The organism is Halonatronomonas betaini, from assembly GCF_015666175.1.
GTDB lineage: Bacteria > Bacillota > Halanaerobiia > Halanaerobiales > Halarsenatibacteraceae > Halonatronomonas > Halonatronomonas betaini.
Window position 1 is genome coordinate 208,795 of sequence record NZ_JADPIE010000002.1, and the last position, 21,465, is coordinate 230,259.

Here is a 21,465-nt window from a genome sequence, read left to right on the forward strand (position 1 = left end):
CTCAATAATATTATTTAAACTGGGAAAGAATATCAGCTTTTTGATTTTGATCTTTGCCAAGATTTTTCCCAGAGGTAATTATTATAACCGCTGCAATTACAAACCGGAAAACAAGCATAGATATCTGCAGTATTAATGGCATTTCAACGGCCTCTAAATCCATTTGAAAAGGATATAATAACATGACAGCATTACCGGCTCCATGTAAGATCATAACTACAGGTAGACTCTTTTTAGAACAATTATATAACCAGGTTAATATGATAGATAAACTTATTGTTCGAAAGAGATAAAGAGGGAATAACCAGTCATAATATGGAGACCCCGGTTGAAAAAACAACGGGAGATGCCATGCAGCCCAAAAAAATCCAATAATTATACTGGCAATTAATGGGTTATACTTATTCTGTAACCGGGGCAGAGCAAATCCACGCCAGCCAAATTCTTCTAATCCTCCATGCAAAAAGGTTTGATAAAGAAAGTAGGGAACAAAGATGACCAGCCTGCCAGGAAGAACTCCAAATTCTACTGGGTCACCACCTATTATAGCTAAAACAAGAGTATCGAATATCACTGAAATCAGAGGGATTCCAAGAGCAATAAGATACCATCTTAATTTAACTTTATAATTCAAAAATTGTCCAGCCCAATTTTTCAGACTTTCTCCTGAAAAATAAATTACAATGCCAGCGGCTATCATAGGACCTAATACCCCTAAATTACGCAAAAATTCTAATCCTGTTAGACTTTCCAATCCACTCTATTATGAACCAGGTGTAAATATAGGTTATAACAAGAAAGATAATTAATGAATAATTCTTAAAAATTTTTTTAACAATACTTAACATCAAGTATCCTCCTCTTTTAGTTGATAGAATTATTCATTTATATATTTCATTATTCCTATAAATACCCCTGCAAAAATGAGAAAATTAGTAGAATTGTTGCTGGATAAAGATATAACTTATAAAATAGGGTAAAAAATTCTAGTCTAATTTATTAAACTGGTTTAAGCATGTGTTGAAAAAGCCAGGATGCTAAATTGTGAATTTAAGTTATAATTATATTATAACTTAAAATTCCATATTATATGCTTTTTTATATACCACCAAAATAAAAAATCCAGACAGGATCGCCTGGATCAATTAAATGATAATATTTTGTTTTTTAAAATCTTTATTAAAATAACTCTTTGATTTTTATTTCTGTTTCTTTGGCCAGGTCTATATATTGGTCGGATACTTTTACGATTGGCGATTCTGGTCTGATTGGGTTTATGAAAACTATCTCTCCTATTCTGCCATCATTTAAAATGACATTCTCTTTGATAAAGTAGTTAGGCAGATGTTCCAGAAATACCTGTTTTAAGCCAGGGTCAAAATGAGTGGTCTCTTCTTCTACAAAGATTTCTATTGCCTGAAATGGCGAGCTTTTTGCTTTGTAGACTCTATTGGCTGTAATTGCATCGAAGGCGTCTACGATGGCTATGATTCTACCGAAGAGCGGGATTTTTTTGCTCTTGATCTTTAAGGGATAGCCATCTCCATTAAAATGCTCATGATGAGTTATTACTCCCATTTTAATTTCTGGCGGTATTTCTTTTATATCTGTTATCATCTGGTAGCCATAGATGGTATGTTTTTTCATTTCTTCGAATTCTTCATCGCTTAAACTGCCAGGCTTATTTAGTATTTCATCTGGTATTCTTGCTTTGCCGATATCATGGAGCAGACCTGTTAATGTCAGGCTTATCTGATTTTTATTATCGAAATCTAGCCAGTCTGCAAACATGTTGGCCATGATGCTAACATTTAATGAATGGGTGTAGGTGTATTCATCGGCTGTTCTTAGCATGTTGACAAGGTCCAGGATATCCATTTCGGTGCCCAGTCTGTTGGCTTCGACAACCAGGTCTTTAATTTCATTATATTCTATTTTTTTATCTTTTTTAACTTTATTGAATAGATTTTTGACTCTGGCTGTATTTTCTTTATATTCTTTTTCAAGCTTTTTCTTTCTTGCAGCTTCTTCTTTGCTTGGCTCTTCCTTTTTAAAGATTACATAGATATATTTATGACCTAGCTCTTTGATTCTTGAAATATGGTCTTCTTTTAAAATTGTTCTGGCAGGTATGAAAATGCCATCGGTGTCATTTTCTATATCTCTGGCTACTTTCATACCTGGCTTTAGATTTTCTGTTTTTACTTTTATCGACCTGACTTTGCTGGATGTCAAGAATATCACCGCCAACTAAAATAATTATTGTTATAAAATAATTAATTGCGAGAATATGAGCCCTGGCTTGATAAATTATCTATTAAAATTTTACCAGCGAGGATGTATGCTATCTCTTAAATATTTATCGTAAATTCTATCTACTTCGGCCATAACTCTGTCAGAAAGTTGTTCTGCTTCAGAAGCTGCTGCGTTATCTTCAACCTGCCATGGCTTTTTGCCACCAGGAATTACACAACTTACTGCGTCATTCATAAGTATCCATTTGAGGGCAAACTGGGCCTGCTTATTATTGATTATCTTCTTCCAGCAGGAACGCCCGGGCCGGGGATCCTTCTACTCCGGCAATCTTTAATGGGGCAAGGATTAATTTATAGTCGCCAGCCTCTATTTCATAGAGTCGGAGGCCTTCTATAATTATTATTCCATTTCCTAACAGGGTTTTATGGGTTGGATGTTCTGGCTGGACCCGTTCAATGCCCAGACTGTCGATGCCAACTCCAATTGGATTGGCTGCTGCTATTACTTCTGCTCCGCTTTCTGCCAGATAGATGAATTCTTCTGGATGTTTGTTTAAGAAATCTGGCACTGAGTTTCTGGTTTTTAGTAGATAATAATGGTTTGGTTTGAGTTCCAGGTCAACCAGGTCAGCGGCTGTTATTTTATCTTCAACACTGGTTAGATCGAATACCTGGCAGGGTGCGATTAGCTCTTTGCCATCCAGGTAGGAAATATCAGAACCTTCGGCCAGCATATGGAGTGGCGCATCCAGATGGGTCCCGGTATGGAGATTTAAGGTGATTTCTGTCTCATGGGCTGAACCATCCTGATGGGTTGCCACTGTTTTAAAACGGGGCCGCTTTTCTTCCCGGCCTTTATAGACTGGCATATCTGGACTGATTTGCATTGATATATCATGTATTTGCATTGAATTCCTCCTCATCCCACCAGCGACGACCATCTCTATTTAACATCTCTTCTGAAGATGTCGGGCCATTGCTGCCAGGGTTGTATTTTTCTGGTTCAAGACGATTTGCTTCAATATAATCTCTCAATTTGTCAATATAAAGCCAGGAGTTTTTGACTCCATCCCAGTGGGTAAAGAGACTTTGATCTCCTTTAAATAGGGCTAGCAATAATTCTTCATAGGCTTCTGGTGTGTTCTGGAGATCTGGAGCCTGCTGGCAGAAGTCCATAAAGACGGAAGTTATCTTATCCTGGCTGCCTGGTTCTTTGGCATTAAACTGCATGGAAACGCCTTCTTCTGGCTGGATCTTTATTATCAGGAGGTTGGCCTCCGGGTTTTTATCTTTGCTTAATGCAGGATGGAAATCATCTTTGAACTGGACATAAATTTTTGCGCTTTTCTTATGAAGCCTTTTGCCTGTCTTTAAATAAAAGGGCACTCCTCGCCAGCGGAGGTTATTAATATTTAGCTTTACTGCTGCAAAGGTTTCAGTTCTGGAGTTGCTGGCAATATTATCTTCATCCTGATAGCCAGGGACAGTCCTGTCACCGATAATTCCGCTTTTGTACTGGCCAATAACAAGGTTATCTCTGAGATCACCTAAAGAAGGACTATCGGCTAGAGTTTTTAGTAATTTGATTTTTTCCTGACGGATCGATTCTGTGGACATATCAGCAGGTGATTCCATGGTGATTAGGGCCAGCATCTGGAGCAGGTGGCTCTGGACCATATCTCTGAGGGCTCCAGCATTATCGTAATATTTGCCTCTTGTTTTAATCCCGCTGGTCTCAGTTGAAACGATCTGGATATTATCTATATAATGTTTATTCCAGATAGGTTCAAAGAACATGTTGGCAAAGCGCATGGTCAGGATGTTCTGGATCATCTCTTTGCCTAAATAGTGATCGATCCGATAGACATTTTCTTCTGGAAATACCTGGCAGATCTGTGAGTTGTAATCTCTGGCTGAACTTAGACTATAACCAAAGGGTTTTTCTATAACCAGCCGGGGCCAGCCTGGTTCTCTGGACTTGCTTAGCCGGTGTTCCTTTAGGTTTTCTGTGATCATCGGGAAGAATTCAGGAGCTGTGGCAAGATAATAGATGCAGTGCCGGCCAGCCTGGTTGCCTTCCTGGTCATTTAGATGATGATAAAGTTTGTTATAACCGATATCTTCGGTGAAATCCATCTGCAGGTAATCCAGGTATTCTTTAAAGTTATTCCAGCTTTCTTTTGTATATATTTCAGGGTTTTCCTCTTTTAAGGACTGCTCCAGGCTCTGAAGGTAGGCTTTTCTGCTGGAAAAGCTCCGGGCCAGGCCAAGTATGGACAGCTGATCTGGCAGGGAATTTCTTTTATATAGTTTATAGAGGCCAGGTATTAATTTGCTGCGGCTGAGATCGCCTGTGCCTCCGAAGATTACAAGCTGGATCATTTCTGGCATTTTATTATTCATTATCTTTCCTCCTCTCCAGGCTCTAGTTGATGTTTAGATATTATGGATATCCCCTGACGCTGGTTAAATATTATGGATATCCTGCCATTCTGTATGGAAGCTGCCAGCTTTGTCACGTCTCTGATAGGTATGGGCTCCAAAGTAATCCCGCTGGGCCTGGATTAGATTGGCAGGAAGTTCTTTGCTTCTTAGCATATCAAGGTAATCCAGTGCTGAGCTCAGGGCAGGAATCGGAAGCCTCAGGGCCTTGATTTGCGTGACTACTTCTCTAAGGGCTGAGAGATTGCCGGTTATATCAGATTTAAATTGATCTGAGGCCAGCAGATGGAAGAAATCTTCTGTTAGATAGGCTTCACGGATCGCTTTTAATAGATCAGAGCGGATAATGCAGCCATCCTGCCAGACCCTGGCCACTTCAGCCAGCTTCAGGTCATAATCATATTTTGAAGAGGCTGATGCAAGCAGGGTCATCCCTTCGCTATAGGCGATTATAGTGGCTAAATACAGGGCACTTTCCATATTATTCAGGAAATCCTGCTGGTTTAGATCGGTTTTAGTCCAGCCTCCAATTCGGCTATTTATTTTCTCCCGCTGGGCTTTAAAGGATGATAGGGAGCGGGAGTTTACTGCTGCTGTTATTGTCGGAACTGGCCAGCCAAGATCCAGGGCTTCTTCGGCACTCCATTTGCCTGTGCCTTTCTGTTTGGCTGTATCCAGGATAAGATCGATTAATGGCCTGCCGGTTTCAGGGTCTTCTCTTTTTAGGATTTCAACTGTTATCTCCAGGAGAAATGAGTTCTGGCTTTGATTCCAGCTCTGGAATTGTTCGGCCATTGCTGCTGGCTTTAAGTCCAGGACTTTCCGCATGATATCATAGATTTCGGAAATTAAGGCCATAACTCCGTATTCGATGCCATTATGGACCATCTTGACATAATGGCCGGCTGATCCAGGGCCAAGATAGGCAACACAGGGGCCATTATCTGTTCTGGCTGCTATAGCTGTAAAGATATCTTCAAGCTGATTATAGACTATTTTTTCTCCTCCTGGCATCAGGGAGGGGCCATGGAGTGCGCCATATTCACCACCGCTGATTCCTGTGCCTAAAAAATGAATACCTTTTTCTTTAAGTTCTCTAAAACGCCGGTCTGTGTCCTGAAAATGTGAGTTGCCGCCATCTATAATAATATCGCCTTCATCCAGAAATGGCAGGAGGCTTTCTATGACCAGATCTACTGGCTTACCGGCCTTTACCATCAGGATTATTTTCCTGGGGCTAGTTAATTCTGCTGTTAGTTCTTCCAGGCTATAGCAGGCTTTAATATCTTTATTTTCTGCCCGTTTTTCGATAAAATTGGTAGTCTTTTCTGTACTCCTGTTATATGCTGCGACTTTGAAGCCTTTATCTTCTATATTCAGGGCCAGGTTCTGTCCCATTACGGCCAGGCCGATTATTCCGATATCAGATCTTGCTGACATAATATCTCCCCTTTCAATTTATTATATTTAACTACATTCAGGGCATTTCTATTGATTTTTTATAGTCAGATGTTGATTTGCATTAATTATTAAAATTAATACCTATATTATAATTAGATATTGAAGCTTTATTTCCTGCAGTTTTAGTGAAAAATGTAAGGTAATAGGTAAATTAAATGCCCTGGTTGGAATACCAGGGCAGATTTGATCAGATTTAATTAGGGCCATTACTCATCATCAACAATGCCTACTCCTGCTTTTACATCTTCATCCGGGGCTACTGTTGCGATTGCATGTTTGTAAATCATCTTATTCTTTTCTCCATGTCTGATAACAATTACAAAATTATCAAAATTAACTATCTCACCTTCTAATAGCCTGCCATCAGTTAGATAAAATTTTGTCCAGATATTCTTCTTTTTAATCGCCTCCAGCATTTTGCTCTGATAATCTAAATTATTTGACATTTAAATTACCTCCTTTGTATGGTCGCCTTATGGGCCAATTAGCAGGTACTGAAAATAATTTAATTATAACATAGATTTAGATATTTTTGTTTTTAATAATTACTGCTAAAAAATAAAAGGTTAAAATAATTAAAACTCCAAACATAATAAGGAAAGCTACATCACCAGTCTGAAGGAAGTATCCTGGACTCATTATCATGGTATACAAAACCATTCCTGCTGCAATCAGGTAGAGGTTATAGCCCCAGCTGGTCGCTTTTAATAGCCCTGCCCCGGCACTGATTAATAGTACTGCTGTAATAAATTCTGCAAATAGATGAAATGCCAGCTCGACAGGCTTTGTTTCAAGCTCTGGTATATTACCTGTAAGATAAAAGACTGTCCACATTCCTAGCATTGAGATTCCAACAACAATTGCAAATATTGCTGCTGATTTATTTTTCCTCACTAATAACCTCCTTTTTATATGGGGAGTTTCCATTGAGCCAGCCCTGCTTCAGCCAGTAATTTTTATCAAGATTATCGTCATCATAGGTTTTTATAAGGTTTTTCATCATTAGAAATATGCCTCTTGTTTTAGGCCGAAATCTAAGGTTTTCTCGGTTTATTGTTGCTTTATAAAATTTAGCTGCTTTTTTGGTTAGATCAGCTTTTATCTTAGTTTTCTTTTTCTCACTGATACCGGACCAGTCTGAAGCTGCGACATTAACGCCATATGAATATACTCTCTTGAAACCAAGATAATCAAGGGTTAATTTTAAAGTTCTGTTGGTCCTTTTTGTGCCTTTACCTGCTGATGTCGAGAGCACGAAACCGGTTTTAGTGAAAAATTGATTATCCGGGCGATGGGCCAGCCATAGGTAGCAAAGGTGATCCAGCAGATTTTTCATTGGGGCTGAGACATCCAGGGCATATACCGGAGAGGCCAGAATCACGCCATCTGCTGAGAGCATCTTAGCTATGACTGACTGAATCTGTTTCTTATCCGGACAGTGTTCCTCACCTTTTAATATACAGTCAAAGCAACCTCTACAGAATTCTGGCAAATCAGCTGGCAGGAAAACTTCGGAATATTCAATGGTTCCATTCCGATTTAACTCTTCCTTTAATAACTGGACAGAATTATAGGTGCTGCCTTTTCTTTGATTGCCGTAAATTATTGTTATTTTCAAGTAGACTCCTCATTTCTATTAAATAATGTTAATTATATCATTATTTGAAATTATTTGATAGAGTTTCTGCTCTTGCTGAATAAATTTTATTTTTTAGTTATCCAGAATCGGCATTCAGCTGAGAACTTTTTGATTTCATCGCTTTCTTCTATGAGGGCTTCTCTGTAAAAGTCTTCTACTAGTTGCAGTTTGACTTCTTTTAAGCATTCGAGTATCTCCTGACGGTCTGGGAAATGAATGAAGGTATCTCTGCCGTTTTCTCCGGATGGCAGAGTTTTATCGCCATATTCATAGACCCTTTCATCTTCTTTACCTTCAGCCCAGATTTTTTCTTCTTTCTCCCAGAATTCTTTGTAGTTCTCATTATTTTCCCGGTCATGGGTTGTAAAGATGAAGATGCCGCCAGGCTTTAGAACTCTTCTGATCTCTTTTAAGGCCTGGATTCTGTTTGCTCTTTTTGGTATCTGCATCAGGCCATTAAAGGAAAATAGGGCGTAATCGAAGGAGTTATCAGTAAAATTTAAATCGGTGGCGTCGCCGGTGATAAATTCTATATCTGTGGCTCTTTTTTTGTTTAATTCTCTGGCTGAATCGATCATTTCCGGGGTTAGATCGAGGCCGATTATATTATGGTGGCCCCGTTCATAGAGGGCAAAGGTGGTTCTGCCGGCTCCACAGCCAATATCCAGGATTGATTTATCTTTATCAGTAAAATATTTATTGAAGACGTATTTTTCTGATTCCCAGAGGCCGATTTCTTCTATGGCTTTTGTATATTCAGTTACTGCCTGGCCAAAGGATTTTCTGATAAAATTCCCTGTTATTTTTTTCATGGTATCACCCTTTAAGTTGAATATTATTATATATATATTTCAAGAGAAAGGAGTGAACTCCTGCAGGTATTTATAAAAAGTTGCAGATTAATCATTAATTTCAGTTTTCTATAGAAAATAGTTATCAATTATATAACTCTATTGAATTATTCAAAAGTTTAATGTCAAGTCACTTTGTTTTTAAATCTTTAGTTAAATAATGGGTTTTATTTCTTTTGCTTGATTATTTTTGAATTAAATATATAATTAATTTAGTTTTACGGAAGTCTGGAGGTGATCAGGATTAAATCGTTTAAAAATAATAAGATAATCGGTGAACTGCATAAAAATATTAATAATTTAGAGAGAATTTTGGATTCAATACCTGACCTGATTTTTCTAATTAATTCTAATGGAGAGATTTTAGATCTCTGGACTGGCAAGGTAGAGGATTTATTGTTGCCTACTGAAGAAGCAATTGGGACAAATATATCTGATATTCTTGATCAGGAACAATATAATCTATTTACAGATAGTTTAGAAAATATTTTACAAAATGATATTGCAGATTCTTTCCAATATAGTCTGGAAATAAAGGGAGAAAAGTTATATTATGAAGCCAGGATGATTGCCTTAAATCCAGGTGATAGAGATGAAAATGTGATTATTTCTGTTCGGGATATTACTCAAGCTAAGCTGAATAGCCTGAAGGTTGAAAAATTATCCCAGGAGTATGAGACTATTTTTTCTAATGTTGATAATGCTATCTTTTTAATGAATTACACTGATGGTGAAATTAGATTTCAACGGTTAAATAGATTTCATGAGGAGTCAACCGGGCTAAAGACTGATGATATAAAGGGAAAGACTCCTGTTGAAGCTTTTGGTGAGGAGATGGGAGAAGAACTGATTAGAAAATATAGCAGATGTCTGGAAGCTAGAAAAACAGTCACCTATGAAGAGGTGCTTGAATTACCTGCTGGTTCCAGGATCTGGCTAACAAAGCTCTCTCCAGTGATAATTAATGGCCAAATAGAAAAGATTGTTGGTACTTCAATTGATATCACTGATAGAAAGGAGCAACAGGATAAGATTGAATACCTCTCTTATCATGATAAACTGACTGATCTTTATAATAGAGCTTACTTTGAAAATGAAATTGATAGGCTAAATGATAGTAGAAGGCTGCCAATTACTATTTTAGTTGCTGATCTTGATAATCTTAAATATGTTAATGATAATTATGGCCATCAGGCCGGTGATGAATATATTAAGACTGCTGCTGATATGATACAAGAATGTATAAGAAATGAAGATATAGCAGCCAGGATAGGTGGCGATGAGTTTGCTATTATTCTGCCAGAGACTGGGAAGTCAGGGGCAAGAGCTGTTTATAACCGTATTAAAAGGATGGAGCAAGCTTATATAGATAGTGAAAACAGCAGCGATGAAATAGTTAAGGTCTTTTCCATTTCTGTGGGATATGGTGTGATGACTGAAAAAGAAGAAAGTTTAGAGGATGCCTTTAAAGAGGCTGATAAAATGATGTATGAACATAAGAAAATAAATAAGGGTGAGGGTTAAATCATAAATATCATTTATAAGAATAAAGCCTGGTCAGGAAGGTTCCTGCCAGGCTTTTTAATTACCAATTAAGAGGGTTGTCTTTTATCTTGTCATTATAGAGTTTTTCATAATCTTTTAATTTAGAATCATCGAGTCTTAAGCTTCTGGCTGCCAGATTATGGCTTAATTGCTCTGTATTTCGTACACCTGGTATAACTGTTGATATTTCAGGATAGGAGAGGATGAAGCTTATAGCTTCATGGACCATACTTGTGTCTTCATCTTTTATCTTCCTGACACCATCTACCAGCTTGCTGCGCCTTGTAATCTCAGCCTCTGACCATCTCTCTCTAATTCCTGTAAAGCTGCTGCTGGAGTCATATTTCCCTGTTAACCAGCCAGAATCGAGAGGAACTTTTACAATCAGGCCAACTCCTTTTTTACTGGCCTCGGCAAATGCTTTTTTAGGCTCCTGGTGAAAAATGTTGAACATGATTTCAATAACCTGGGCATCTGTATTATTTAATAATGCAAAGATTTCTTTGCTGGTATCTACAGAGGCTCCATAGGCTTTTATTTTGCCCTCGGACTTTAATTCTGCCAGGATATCGAAATGCTCTGTTTTGCCCTCAAGAGCTTCGAAGGGTGGATTATGCAATAGTAGTGAATCGAGATAATCTGTCTGCAGGCGTTTTAAACTGCCTGCAACTGAATCTCTGATTAGATCAGGATTAAAGTCTATTTTGTCTTCAGGTGAATGGCCAAACTTACTGTTAATAACGACATCTTCTCGTTTATTCTTTAATGCCTTGCCTAATATCTCTTCACTTTTGCCCAGCGCATAATTAGGAGCTGTATCAAATAAATTGCAGCCTAGATCTATTGCCTTATGGACTAACTCAACTGCTTTTTCACCGGTTGAACCGTCTTCTCTGGTATTGCCAAGCTGCCAAGCTCCAAAGCCGACTTCTGAAACTTCTATGCCTGTATTTCCAAGTTTTCTCCGCATGCTTTTATGCCCCCAGTTCTAAAATTTTATCTATCTCGTTTAATTCTTCTTCGCTAAAGCTCAGGTTTCCGATTATCTGAACATTTTCTTTGATCTGAGCAGGTTTGCTGGCGCCAACCAGGACTGATGTAATCTCTTCTCTCCTTAAAACCCAGGCTAAAGCCATCTGAGCCAGCGACTGACCTCTTTTATTAGCTATTTCATTTAGCTTTTTAATTTTATTTAGTTTAGCTTCAGTTATATCACTGCCATTCAGGAACTGGCTGGAGCTTGCTGCTCTGGAATCAGCAGGGATTCCATCGAGATATTTATCTGTCAATAAACCCTGGGCCAGTGGCGTAAAGACGATTGTACCCAGGCCTTTATCTTTTATAACCTTTAATAATTTATCTTCGATTGTTCGGTTAAAGATAGAATAGGCCGGTTGGTGGATGATAAATGGCGTGCCCAGTTCTGTCAGTATTTTATAGGCCCTTTCAGTCTCGTCCGGGCCATAGTTTGAGATTCCGACATAGAGGGCCTTGCCCTGTTTTACGATTGTATCTAAGGCCTGCATTGATTCTTCCAGAGGTGTTTCCTGGTCTGGCCTGTGATGATAGAAAATATCTACATATTCGAGGCCAAGTCTTTTCAGGCTTTGATCTATGCTTGAAATGAGGTATTTCCTGGAACCACCATCTCCATAGGGCCCTGGCCACATGCCGTAACCGGCTTTTGTTGAGATTACCAGTTCATCTCTGTAGCCATTTAGATCTTGATTTAAGATTCTGCCCAGGGTCTTTTCAGCAGACCCCGGGGGAGGACCATAGTTGTTCGCCAGATCGAAATGGGTAATCCCTGAATCAAAGGCTGTCTGGATCAATTTCCGGCTATTGGCAAATTCATCTACATGGCCAAAATTGTGCCAGAGGCCTAATGATACAGCCGGGAGTTTAAGGCCACTCTGGCCGACCTGGTTGTATTTCATCTTTTCGTATCTATTTTCAGCTGGAATGTAAGTCATAGTTTTACCTGTCCTTTCTTACTCCATCATTTTCTGTTCTTTCGATTGCATGGAAAAGTTCATCATTGACATACCAGCGCATTTCATCTTCTTCCCATTCAAGGATAAATGTATTGAAACCCTCGGTGAAGTCGCCTTCTGGCAGGATGTAATTGTTGCCGATTCCATCTCCGGCATAATGGCCTGGACCATGGACTGTCCCGTGGACTTCATCTGGATTCTGGCCTAGAAATTCCATGATATCAATTTCGCCAGACTGGGGCCAGCCGACTTCGTCGATATCTTCGCCTAACATCCAGAGTGCTGGCCATACTCCCTGACCGCCATCAGGTAGTTTGGCACTAATTTCAACACGGCCATATTCCATGTTGACTTTGCTCTGGGTGATCATTCTGGTTGATGTGTAATCATAGCTGCCAAATTCATCGGATCTTTCTTCTTCACGGGCTTCGATTATAAGTCTGTCATCTTCTATCCAGGCATTTTCGCCCTCTGTATAATACTGAAGTTCTGCATTACCCCAGCCAGGAATCCCCTGGGCGTGGCCATTACCGATTTCAAAGGTCCAGTAATCTTCATTAATTTCATCACCGTCGAACTGATCTTCCCATTCTAAATTGCCGTTCTGATCAAGTACTCTGATATAGTCTACTTCCATTCTGGTTGGGAATTCAGTGGTTTCATCTGGATAGCCTGGCCAGTGTCCACCGACTGCGACATTAAAGATAAAGAAGAAATCGTCATCATAGACCCATTCTGTATCAGGTTCAGGTTCTGTTCTATCGACTTCTTCGACCTGTTCTACCTGCTCTAACTCTACATTATCGATCCAGATAGTTCCATCGTCAAGGCCTAACTGGAATTCAAATCTGGCTAAATCATCAGTTTCCTGATTCATGACAAATTCAAATTCATAGGTTGTCATTTCTTCTGTTAGATCAAATAACATGCCGTTTGTATCGCCCTGGCCAGGATTATAAGAGGTCCAGCCTCTGCCGCCTGTTCCACCTATTTTTATTTCCATATCTCTTTCTTTTGAAGCTCTGGCATCAAAACTTACCTGATAGCGATAGCCTTCTTCAATTGTTAATGGGGCCTGAAGCAGTTGAACTGCATAGGAAGTTCCGCCGCCATCACTGATATCTACTTTAAGTCTCTCATCATCTAATTCTGCAGTTGCCTGACCTCCATTTTCCAGGAAGAGCCAGTTGTTTAGAGTATCAAAGTTGCCTGTGCCTTCTTCTTCTAAATCATCGTCTGCCCTGTAGATTTCCCCGGTGAAATCTTCATTACTTAAAAGATTATCTGCCTGAACAGCTGTAGTTAAGCTAAATGTTAAAAGGACTGCCAGCATCAAAACACCAGAACCAATAATTATCTGTTTTCTAATAGATTTTTCTTTGATTTTACTCAAAGTTTTCCCCTCCTTTAGGGATTAATTTTTTTGATTTAAATGATAATAGTCTTAATTGAATGGGCCTTGCTTTCTAGCTCTGCTCCAGAATTATCATGGTTTAAGATAAATTGATAATCGCTGTCTGTTTCATTCATTACTACTAAAGCAATGCTGCCATCAGGGTTTTCAAAGGCTGTTATATTTAGGTCATCTAAGTCTGATTGCCAGGCTATTCTTCTGGCGCCTGGTTTAATGTATTTGCTGAAATGGCCGATATAGTAATATGAGCTATTATAGTGGAGCTTATTTTCTTTAGTATCGGCAATAATTGGGGCATCACAGTAATTGCCAACATGATTTGGGCCACCCTCTTCATTTAGGACCAGATTCCAGTCGAGATAACCTTCAGTCCAGTTGTTTAAATCACCAATAATATTTCTGCCGTATCTTTCGCCGGTAAACCATTCGCCTATTTTGGTGCCGCCTTCCTGGCAGCCTTCTGTAAATAGGAGGTGTTTATCTGGATAAAGTTCATGGACTTTGCCGACATTCTCAAACTCTTCGCAGACATACCAGTGGAATGCTGTGCCCCAGACATAACTGGCTGCTTCTCTATCTGAGAGGACTGCTGAAGCTCTTTTAACTATGATATCCCTGTTATGATCGCAGATTAAGATATTTACATCTTCTAAATTCTCTTTTGCCATGATTGGACCAAGAAAGCATTTTATGAAATCCCGTTCTTCTTCAGGTGTATAGATGCAGGAGTCCCAGGTCTGGACAGCCTCTGGTTCGTTCTGGACTGAGACTCCCCAGATATCAAGGCCTGCCTGGCGATAGGCTTTAATGAATTTAGTGAAATATTTTGCCCAGGTCTCCCGGTATTCAGGCAGGAGCTTGCCACCATTATTCATTTCATTATTGGTCTTCATCCAGGCCGGAGGACTCCAGGGAGAGGCCAGAAGCTTGAGATTATCGCCTCTTTCGGCTATAGCATCTTTGATTAGTGGAATTATTTTTTCTTTATCCCTTGAGATATCAAAGGTTTCAAGTTTTTTGTCATTTTCTTCGACATAGGTGTAGTTTTCCAGGGCAAAATCACAGCTATGAATGTGGATCCGGCCCAGTGAATAGCCAAGGCCATTATCCTGATTAAAATAGCTATCGATCACCTCCTGTCTTAATTCTGGAGATATTTGAGACAGGGTATGGGCTGCAGCCTCTGTAAAGGCTCCGCCAAAACCTAAAATTTCCTGGTATTTCTTTGAGCTATCCAGCTCTATGACAGGCTTTTTAGTATTTGATCTTTCCAGATTAGTTAGTTCTACTCTTTCTTTTTCAGTAAGTCTTAAGTCTGTACCTTTTGCAGTTTCGATGATTTTAATATATTTAGAAATTTTTCTCACCTTCTTCTTATTTCTGTTTTTGATACCAGTCTTATTTCAAGAAAATATCTATCTGTTTAATCTCTAAATCTCTAATTCTATGCGCAAGTGCACCTTTGATATCTGTTGCTTCAACTTTTATTTTTGTACCTCGCTCAGTTGTGACCACATACCTCTTAATTTCAGCTTTATTCTGACCAAAGGTGTCTTTCCGGTCTGGATTATGATAGACGACCAGGGTATGGCCCAGGAAGCGATGGGCAAAGGCATTTTCAGGTATCTCTATCTCTTCAGATTCAGTCTCTGAGACCTGAAGTTTAACTTGCTTGCTTCTGGTTGTAAATAAATCGGATTTTAATGCTGGCTCTGGAGAATATATTAGCTCATCATTATTCAACTTAAATGGTTTCGGGCCAAAGGCCATTAATGACCAGATATGAAGATACTCGGCAGTTGAACCGCTTAATCTGGCAATATAACCCCGGCCATGGTTTTTGCTATCATTATTCAGGCTGCTCAGAATAAATGAGCTATTTTCAAGGATGCTCCGGCCGTATGTTTCAGGGTCCTGGAATGGCACCAGGGCACCCTCTATAGCCTGATAATACTCTTCATAAAGACCTGATTTGATCAGTTCTAATAGATATTTATATTCCATATGGAGCCAGATTGAGCCATTTTCTAACCAGCCCGGGCTAAATGCTCTGGCCCTGCCAATCTCATGGGATTGATCTGAAAGACTCTCATTGACCCGATACATCTTTAAGGGTTGATCATAAAGTTCGCTCTTCTGGACGCTCTGATGGAGGTTTCTAGCCTGCTCCTTAGATTTTAGAACTTTCATGGCTCTAACCTGACCTTCTAAAAATGCAGGTAATCTATGCTGTTTGAATTCATTGATTTCAAGTAATGGACGCCCGCTATCTGGTAGTTCACCGGTTTTTTCATAATCTACTGCTTCATAGGAATAATACATTGTATATAGGCCTGAATCTTCTCTGGCTGAATTTACTGCAGCAATTAATTTTTGATTGGCCAGCTCTAAGAAGTCCTGGATTTCGCTGATAGTTAGCTGAGTCTCATCTCCTGAGAATGAGTTAAAGACCCTGTCACGATAGTCTTCTCTGGCTTTAGTGGCCTTCTGCCAGTAGTTAAAGTTATTCTGATTATCTTTCCAGTCCTCCAGGAGCTGGTTTATTTTATTGAAGAATTCGGCTACCTCTTCTGGCAGGCCTACTCCTGTTACCTGGCTGGAGAGGTTATTGAGTTTTTCTGATAGGAATTCTACCAGTCTTTGAAGCTCCATGGTCTCGGCTATCGATGAGCCGAAAATACCTGGAAGTCCATTCAGGGCATCATACCAGCCTGGTTTATTGGCTTCCATCTCAATGCCTGTACCTGCAGGGTCCAGAGTTGAAATCTTATTGATTATAAGGGTTAATAACTTGGTGGTTAGATCGGTATAATAGATCTCGCCATTTTCTGTTCTCTGATAATAGGGGAATTTCTCCCTGTTTGCTATCTCTTCTTTTTTGGCTTCATCTTCTTTAAGGGCATTGTACTGACGGGGACCATTTTCTGTCAGCTGATACTTTTTAGACCGAGGCAGGACTTTAACATGATTGTCATAGAAAGTATAAGTCCTGTCTTTAAAGAGCAGTTCTAGCTCTTTATCTGGATATACAGCCAGGTAGTTTTCGATTAAATCTAGATTATAGGTCCAGTGATCTATCCAGTAACCCTCGCCAAATTTTGCTTCTGTCCAGGATGAGGAGTTATCAATTACTAAATCAATAAAGGATTCCAGATCCTGTTTAAGCTCTATCCTGTGATTTTCAATAAAGACTGCTATCTGGCCAGGAGTGAATGGTTTTTCCAGTCTATTTAGAAGACTGGTGCTATTTTTTGATTTAAGTTGGGTTTTAATTTTATCTCTGGCTTCCTGTCTGGAGATGATAAATTTGCTTCCTTCTATAACCAGGGGATTGTATCCGTCTGCCTGGATTAGGTTTGCAAATGTCTTTATATTATCTTCTTTAACTTCTGGATTGAAGAAGTTATCTGAGCGCCTATTCTGGTTGATATCCCGGTAGTTACCATTACCCTGAGAATAATAGGTTGGCTCCAGTAAGAAGTCGTTATAATCTCTTTCTAAATCACCATGTTTCCTTGAGAAGATATGATAGGTGGTCTTATTTTCCTTTTCACCGAGGCTAATCGGAAAGCCACCTCTTAAAAGGTTATCAAGGAACGTCTGACTGCTGTAGGCATCAAGCTCTGAATTGCCACTGACTGTCAGGATATTATCGCCATAATATTTATGGATATTTTCTGTTTCTGCTTCTTTGTTATTTAAGTAATCTTCGGTCATAATTTTATCTTTTACTTCTGCCAGTCGGGATTGGTCAGCCAGATGGCCAAAGGCTGAATTGATTTTGATAGTTTCAGCAGGTCTTAGTGTTATGCTGGTAGCGGCCATAGCTGCTGGAAATCTATTTTCTAAAATCTGCTCATCCTGATAATCTGCCAGTTCATTTCTTTTAAAGCCCAGTGGATCTTCCAGTCCGGTCTTTTCGGCAAAGATGACATCTCTATCGACCAGGGGAGTTAATAGCTGTTTGCTGTCTGCTTTGCTGGTAAAGGCAAAGTAGAAATTGCCTGCTGTCATTTTTTTAATCTCTGCCTCATCTTCAGCCGTGGCTCTAAGACGATAAAATGGGGTTTTATCTTCAAAACCATAGACCTTTGACCAGGCTGAGATTGTCTGGCTTACGTCTTTTAAGGCTCCATGTTCGATTCCATAGGGAACAAGGATTGGCATACCATCCAGAATCTCTATCTGTTGTGGCTGGTTGGAGAGATTTCTTACTGAAACTCTTCTTATCAGGCTGCCAAAGTTTTCATTGGGCAGGATAAAATATTTGACTTCTATTTTAAGCTTTAATTCCTGGTTTATCTCCTTTATTGTCAGGGCATGGGGAGCAATAATCATTTCTGTTGTAATATTTTCATTTAAGTTTCTGAAAGGTTCATAGATTGTTCCATTTTTTGTATCCTTTAATTTAAAAAAGGTCCGAAAACCTTTAGTGGCTACATTCTGATAGGATTTATTTGCCGGATAGAATTCCATGATCGAGCTATCTTTATTTTCAGAGCCAAAACTGGCAATACCCTGGCCTCTATTGACATAGAATGCCCAGATTGGGATGCCCAGTTTTCCAGCTATACCAGGCAGAAAACTGGCAAATGTTTTTTTGTTCTGATAGTTTTTTATTATAAAATGGCCCTGACCATTTAGTTGATATTCTTCTGTCATTCTTTTAACCTCCTGAAATATTATTTAAATAATTCGTCTGCTAGTCTGATTAATTGATTGCGCTGTTTCCTGTTTAATTTGATTTCCGGGGAGTTTGCATCGGTTGTATCTCGATTTTCTACGATGAGCACCATGGCTTCCTGGCTCAGGGAATGACTGTGCCAGACTGATTTTTTGACATTATAAAGTTTTAAGGGCTCCATCGACTGGGCATGAATCTCTTCAATCTCTTCATCGCCCTCACCGATAAAGAGTATGCAGCTCCCTTTTAATAAGACGAAAACTTCGTCTGTCTCGTCATGTCTCTGAAATTTTGTAATATTTTCCGGGAGCAGTTCATCACAGTAATTTAAAACAGCCACACGCCAGCTATCATAATCGATAACTGGCCTGTAGCCTTCTTCGCTGTAGGTTTTAATATCTAGTAATTTCTGTTCTATATTCATATTATCACTATCCTGATTAAATACTTTTTAATTTAAAACTACCTGTATTTGATTGTTGCTGTCATTATCCAGTTGTTCTATTATCTCTCTGGAAATAACTGCATAGCCGTCTTTGATTTCATGAACTATTGGGCTATCATTTAATTTTACTTCTTTAATTTTATAATCTTTTGCTGTCAGTTTATCTTTATTGATATAACAGATATTCAGGAATTTATCGGCAAAAATTGTTCCGATCTTTGCTCTGCCAGTCTCATCGAATTGTGAAGGGACTAGTTTAGGATCCAGGACTAGATCTCCGAGCTCACCTCTGACACCAAAGACTTCGGTAACCATGGTCAGTAGAAGCCAGCTGGCACTTCCAGTCAGATAATGGTACATTCCCTGGCCACGCTGGTTGATATATTCAGGGATTCCAGGATAGATCCTGCTGGTTTCAAAATCCTGACAGTGCTGATAGATAGAATCTATGACTTCATGACCGGCACTGGCAAAACCCTGTTTATAAAGGGCATTGCTATACATTACTGCCATATGGCTAAACATGGCTCCGTTTTCTTTATGGCCATAGGCAAAGCCGAATAATCTGCCTAGATTGGTCTTGATCTCATTGAAATCTGTATTCAGGCGATAGCCACCTACTGATTCATCTTTTAAATAATGGTCGACTGAATTAATAATCTTTTCTATCTGCTGATCTTCAGGAATACCGGCCATAATTGGAAAGACCTGTCCTGTTAATGTCATTCGTGTCCCCTCAGAATGATCGCCTTCAAGTCTCTGGCCATCATTATCATAATAGCCGTTATACCAGTTGTGGCCGGCATTATTTTCAAGCCATTCGTTCTGATTGAGGTGTTCTCTGATCCAGTGACCCTTGGTTTCTAAATCACTGATAAGATTATTGATTGAGACTTTAATTTTCTGGCCTGAAATTCCATCCTGGCAGCGGTTATGATATTCGCCTAGAAGCTGATTTTTGTATTCAGTTGAATCATAATCTACATCGGCGTTAATTGTGTCCAGGAGGGTTAAAAGTTCTCTGGCCAGTTCTATATTATCTATTGCTTTTTTCTCTTTTAAGCTCTTAAAAAGATCAGCAAGTTCCAGAAGGTTACTGCCATAAAGTGCTGTAAAGGCAACGCTTTCTCCTTTTTCTGGTGCCATATCCAGTCCGTCATTCCAGTCTCCATTCTTTAAGAGAAAGTTATTATTCTCGCCAACTCCAAAGAAATGGGTTAGATGCTGGACCAGAAAATGTTCTATAATACTGCCCTGATAAATATTATTCTCTTTATCTAATAGATTGCTGCCGGCATCAAAATAGGTCTGGTCTCTTAACAGGAATTCCAGGTCTCCTGATTGATCTATATAGAGTTTAGTTGTGAGGAATGGCCAGGCTCCATGGTCCATCCAGACCCGCCTGATATTATTTCTATCTGCTTTAAATTCTCCTGGCTCAGAGCCTATGATTGTTGCATTGCTGCCATCTATTCTGACTCCAGAAAAATTATTATATAATAATTCTCTAACTGGTTCTGGCTCCATTAAAAGTAGTGCCAGGCAGTCCTGCCAGAGATCTCTCCAGCCTCTGCCACCCCGGCCATAATCATGACTTGGCAGAAATGAGCAGCCGTAGATTCTCCTTAAGATAGGTTGTAAGGTGACCCATTTCATCCAGTTATTAAATTCACTGTCACCGGTCTGAACCTGAACTGTATCCAGTTTTTCTTTCCAGAACTCTTTGTTTTTATCTAAATAATAAACAAATGATTTCTGATTACAGTATTTATCAGCCAGTTCAGCAAAATTGCCTCCAGATTCATCTATTGCTATAACTATGATATATGAGACTTCTTCCCCTGGTTCCAGGGTGATATCGGCAAATCTAAGGGCACCGATAGCCTCGTAACCATCTATAGACTCACCGGCCTTCAGGTAATTATCTTTGTTGTCTACTATTGTCTCAGGCCATTCTAGATTGCCGCCTTTACCGATAAAATCTTCAACTATCGGGAAAAAGCCTTCAGGCTTTTCGCCTGAGCCTGTGGCTCCTACTACTCCATAGGAGACATTATTAACAGTATGGCCTCTTTCATCAAAGGAAAGAGTCGGTTTAACCATCACTCCATGATCAATTGTCTCTATTCTATTTAGTAGAGAGGTGACATGGCGATGGTCCCTTAAATTATCTGCTGAACGGCCATAGATCGGCACTGCAGCTGTTGGCGTTAAGGTTGTTGATCTGCTGCCTGTATTGGTCAACTTTATTTCCATTAATTCTACTATATCTGTATTGGTGGGAACAAAGTTTAGAACTTCTGATTTTAAATTTAAATTTGAATTTTCTCTGGTGATTTTATGCCAGAGAGGTCCAGCCTTTAGCTTAACTTCTTCAGAATTATCTTCAGTAAATTTCTGCGAAAATTGAACTGCTGAATTACCTGTTGCTGACCAGACTTCTCCCTGATCAGTTGATACCCAGAAATTCCTGGCTGATTTAGTATTATGTAAATCCTCCAGCGAAACAGGCCGCATGGCAAATGTGTTCTGGTCTGTTTTAATATCACCATGCATTCTAGGTGTAATTGCTGACATCATACCGGCTTCATTGGCCAGAGGAAAGTATAAATAATTACTCTTATCCGGATGTTTTAATTCGAATTCTCCATTTTCTCCAGTGAACTTCCATTTATTTAACTGATTCATCATATAACCTACTTTCATAAAAAGATAAACTGACTATATACTTTCTT

At 39.3% G+C, this 21,465-nt stretch carries 18 protein-coding genes; 1 reads left to right on the forward strand and 17 read right to left on the reverse strand.

Annotated elements, in window-relative coordinates:
- Nucleotides 1–10 precede the first annotated feature (10 nt).
- From I0Q91_RS04120 to I0Q91_RS04165, 10 genes are all read right to left on the reverse strand, one after another.
- Entirely contained in the window at nt 11–754 is a 744-nt protein-coding gene (locus I0Q91_RS04120) for a CPBP family intramembrane glutamic endopeptidase (RefSeq protein ID WP_270453045.1), read from the reverse strand.
- A gap of 425 nt (nt 755–1,179) precedes the next feature.
- On the reverse strand, nt 1,180–2,235 hold the full coding sequence (locus I0Q91_RS04125) for an HD-GYP domain-containing protein (RefSeq protein WP_270453046.1): 1,056 nt from the start codon (nt 2,233–2,235) through the stop codon (nt 1,180–1,182).
- 90 nt (nt 2,236–2,325) lie between these two features.
- Nucleotides 2,326–2,535 carry an aldo/keto reductase gene (locus tag I0Q91_RS04130; protein ID WP_345790951.1) on the reverse strand — a complete coding sequence of 70 codons (210 nt, stop codon included), beginning with the start codon at nt 2,533–2,535 and terminating at the stop codon, nt 2,326–2,328.
- Nucleotides 2,525–3,163, reverse strand: coding sequence for a cyclase family protein (locus I0Q91_RS04135; protein WP_270453047.1), 639 nt, complete (start codon nt 3,161–3,163; stop codon nt 2,525–2,527). The genes I0Q91_RS04130 and I0Q91_RS04135 overlap by 11 nt, the downstream gene beginning before the upstream one ends.
- On the reverse strand, nt 3,150–4,658 hold the full coding sequence (zwf, locus tag I0Q91_RS04140; RefSeq protein WP_270453048.1) for a glucose-6-phosphate dehydrogenase: 1,509 nt from the start codon (nt 4,656–4,658) through the stop codon (nt 3,150–3,152). Before zwf ends, I0Q91_RS04135 begins: the two co-directional genes overlap by 14 nt.
- A gap of 63 nt (nt 4,659–4,721) precedes the next feature.
- Nucleotides 4,722–6,137 (reverse strand): NADP-dependent phosphogluconate dehydrogenase, encoded by a 1,416-nt coding sequence (gndA, locus tag I0Q91_RS04145; RefSeq protein ID WP_270453049.1) that lies wholly within the window; start codon nt 6,135–6,137, stop codon nt 4,722–4,724.
- Nucleotides 6,138–6,364: 227 nt separating this feature from the next.
- Complete coding sequence (locus I0Q91_RS04150; protein ID WP_270453050.1) at nt 6,365–6,604, reverse strand: RNA chaperone Hfq; 240 nt, start codon at nt 6,602–6,604, stop codon at nt 6,365–6,367.
- Between the two features lie 76 nt (nt 6,605–6,680).
- Nucleotides 6,681–7,052: a DUF8058 family membrane protein gene (locus I0Q91_RS04155; protein ID WP_270453051.1), complete on the reverse strand. Its 372-nt coding sequence runs from the start codon at nt 7,050–7,052 to the stop codon at nt 6,681–6,683.
- Nucleotides 7,039–7,776, reverse strand: a complete 738-nt coding sequence (locus I0Q91_RS04160; RefSeq protein ID WP_270453052.1) for a flavodoxin family protein — start codon at nt 7,774–7,776, stop codon at nt 7,039–7,041. The genes I0Q91_RS04155 and I0Q91_RS04160 overlap by 14 nt, the downstream gene beginning before the upstream one ends.
- Before the next feature lie 86 nt (nt 7,777–7,862).
- On the reverse strand, nt 7,863–8,609 hold the full coding sequence (locus tag I0Q91_RS04165; protein WP_270453054.1) for a class I SAM-dependent methyltransferase: 747 nt from the start codon (nt 8,607–8,609) through the stop codon (nt 7,863–7,865).
- 273 nt (nt 8,610–8,882) lie between these two features.
- Here I0Q91_RS04165 and I0Q91_RS04170 point away from each other — a divergent pair, with 273 nt between their 5' ends.
- The gene (locus I0Q91_RS04170; RefSeq protein WP_270453056.1) at nt 8,883–10,172 is read left to right on the forward strand and encodes a diguanylate cyclase domain-containing protein; all 1,290 of its coding nucleotides are present in this window, start codon (nt 8,883–8,885) and stop codon (nt 10,170–10,172) included.
- A gap of 61 nt (nt 10,173–10,233) precedes the next feature.
- Here the strand turns inward: I0Q91_RS04170 and I0Q91_RS04175 are convergent, their stop codons facing one another.
- Genes I0Q91_RS04175 through I0Q91_RS04205 form a run of 7 tightly spaced genes read right to left on the reverse strand, consistent with a single transcriptional unit; the run spans nt 10,234 to nt 21,418 of the window.
- Nucleotides 10,234–11,163, reverse strand: coding sequence for an aldo/keto reductase (locus tag I0Q91_RS04175; RefSeq protein ID WP_270453058.1), 930 nt, complete (start codon nt 11,161–11,163; stop codon nt 10,234–10,236).
- A gap of 4 nt (nt 11,164–11,167) precedes the next feature.
- On the reverse strand, nt 11,168–12,166 hold the full coding sequence (gene mgrA / locus I0Q91_RS04180; RefSeq protein WP_270453060.1) for an L-glyceraldehyde 3-phosphate reductase: 999 nt from the start codon (nt 12,164–12,166) through the stop codon (nt 11,168–11,170).
- Nucleotides 12,167–12,170: 4 nt separating this feature from the next.
- On the reverse strand, nt 12,171–13,580 hold the full coding sequence (locus tag I0Q91_RS04185) for a family 16 glycosylhydrolase (RefSeq protein WP_270453061.1): 1,410 nt from the start codon (nt 13,578–13,580) through the stop codon (nt 12,171–12,173).
- A 35-nt stretch (nt 13,581–13,615) separates the two neighbouring features.
- Nucleotides 13,616–14,959 (reverse strand): glycoside hydrolase family 30 protein, encoded by a 1,344-nt coding sequence (locus I0Q91_RS04190; RefSeq protein WP_345790952.1) that lies wholly within the window; start codon nt 14,957–14,959, stop codon nt 13,616–13,618.
- 40 nt (nt 14,960–14,999) lie between these two features.
- Nucleotides 15,000–18,263 (reverse strand): hypothetical protein, encoded by a 3,264-nt coding sequence (locus I0Q91_RS04195; protein ID WP_270453063.1) that lies wholly within the window; start codon nt 18,261–18,263, stop codon nt 15,000–15,002.
- Nucleotides 18,264–18,283: 20 nt separating this feature from the next.
- Nucleotides 18,284–18,709 carry a hypothetical protein gene (locus I0Q91_RS04200; protein ID WP_270453064.1) on the reverse strand — a complete coding sequence of 142 codons (426 nt, stop codon included), beginning with the start codon at nt 18,707–18,709 and terminating at the stop codon, nt 18,284–18,286.
- Between the two features lie 27 nt (nt 18,710–18,736).
- Nucleotides 18,737–21,418, reverse strand: coding sequence for a GH36-type glycosyl hydrolase domain-containing protein (locus tag I0Q91_RS04205; RefSeq protein WP_270453065.1), 2,682 nt, complete (start codon nt 21,416–21,418; stop codon nt 18,737–18,739).
- Nucleotides 21,419–21,465 lie beyond the last annotated feature (47 nt).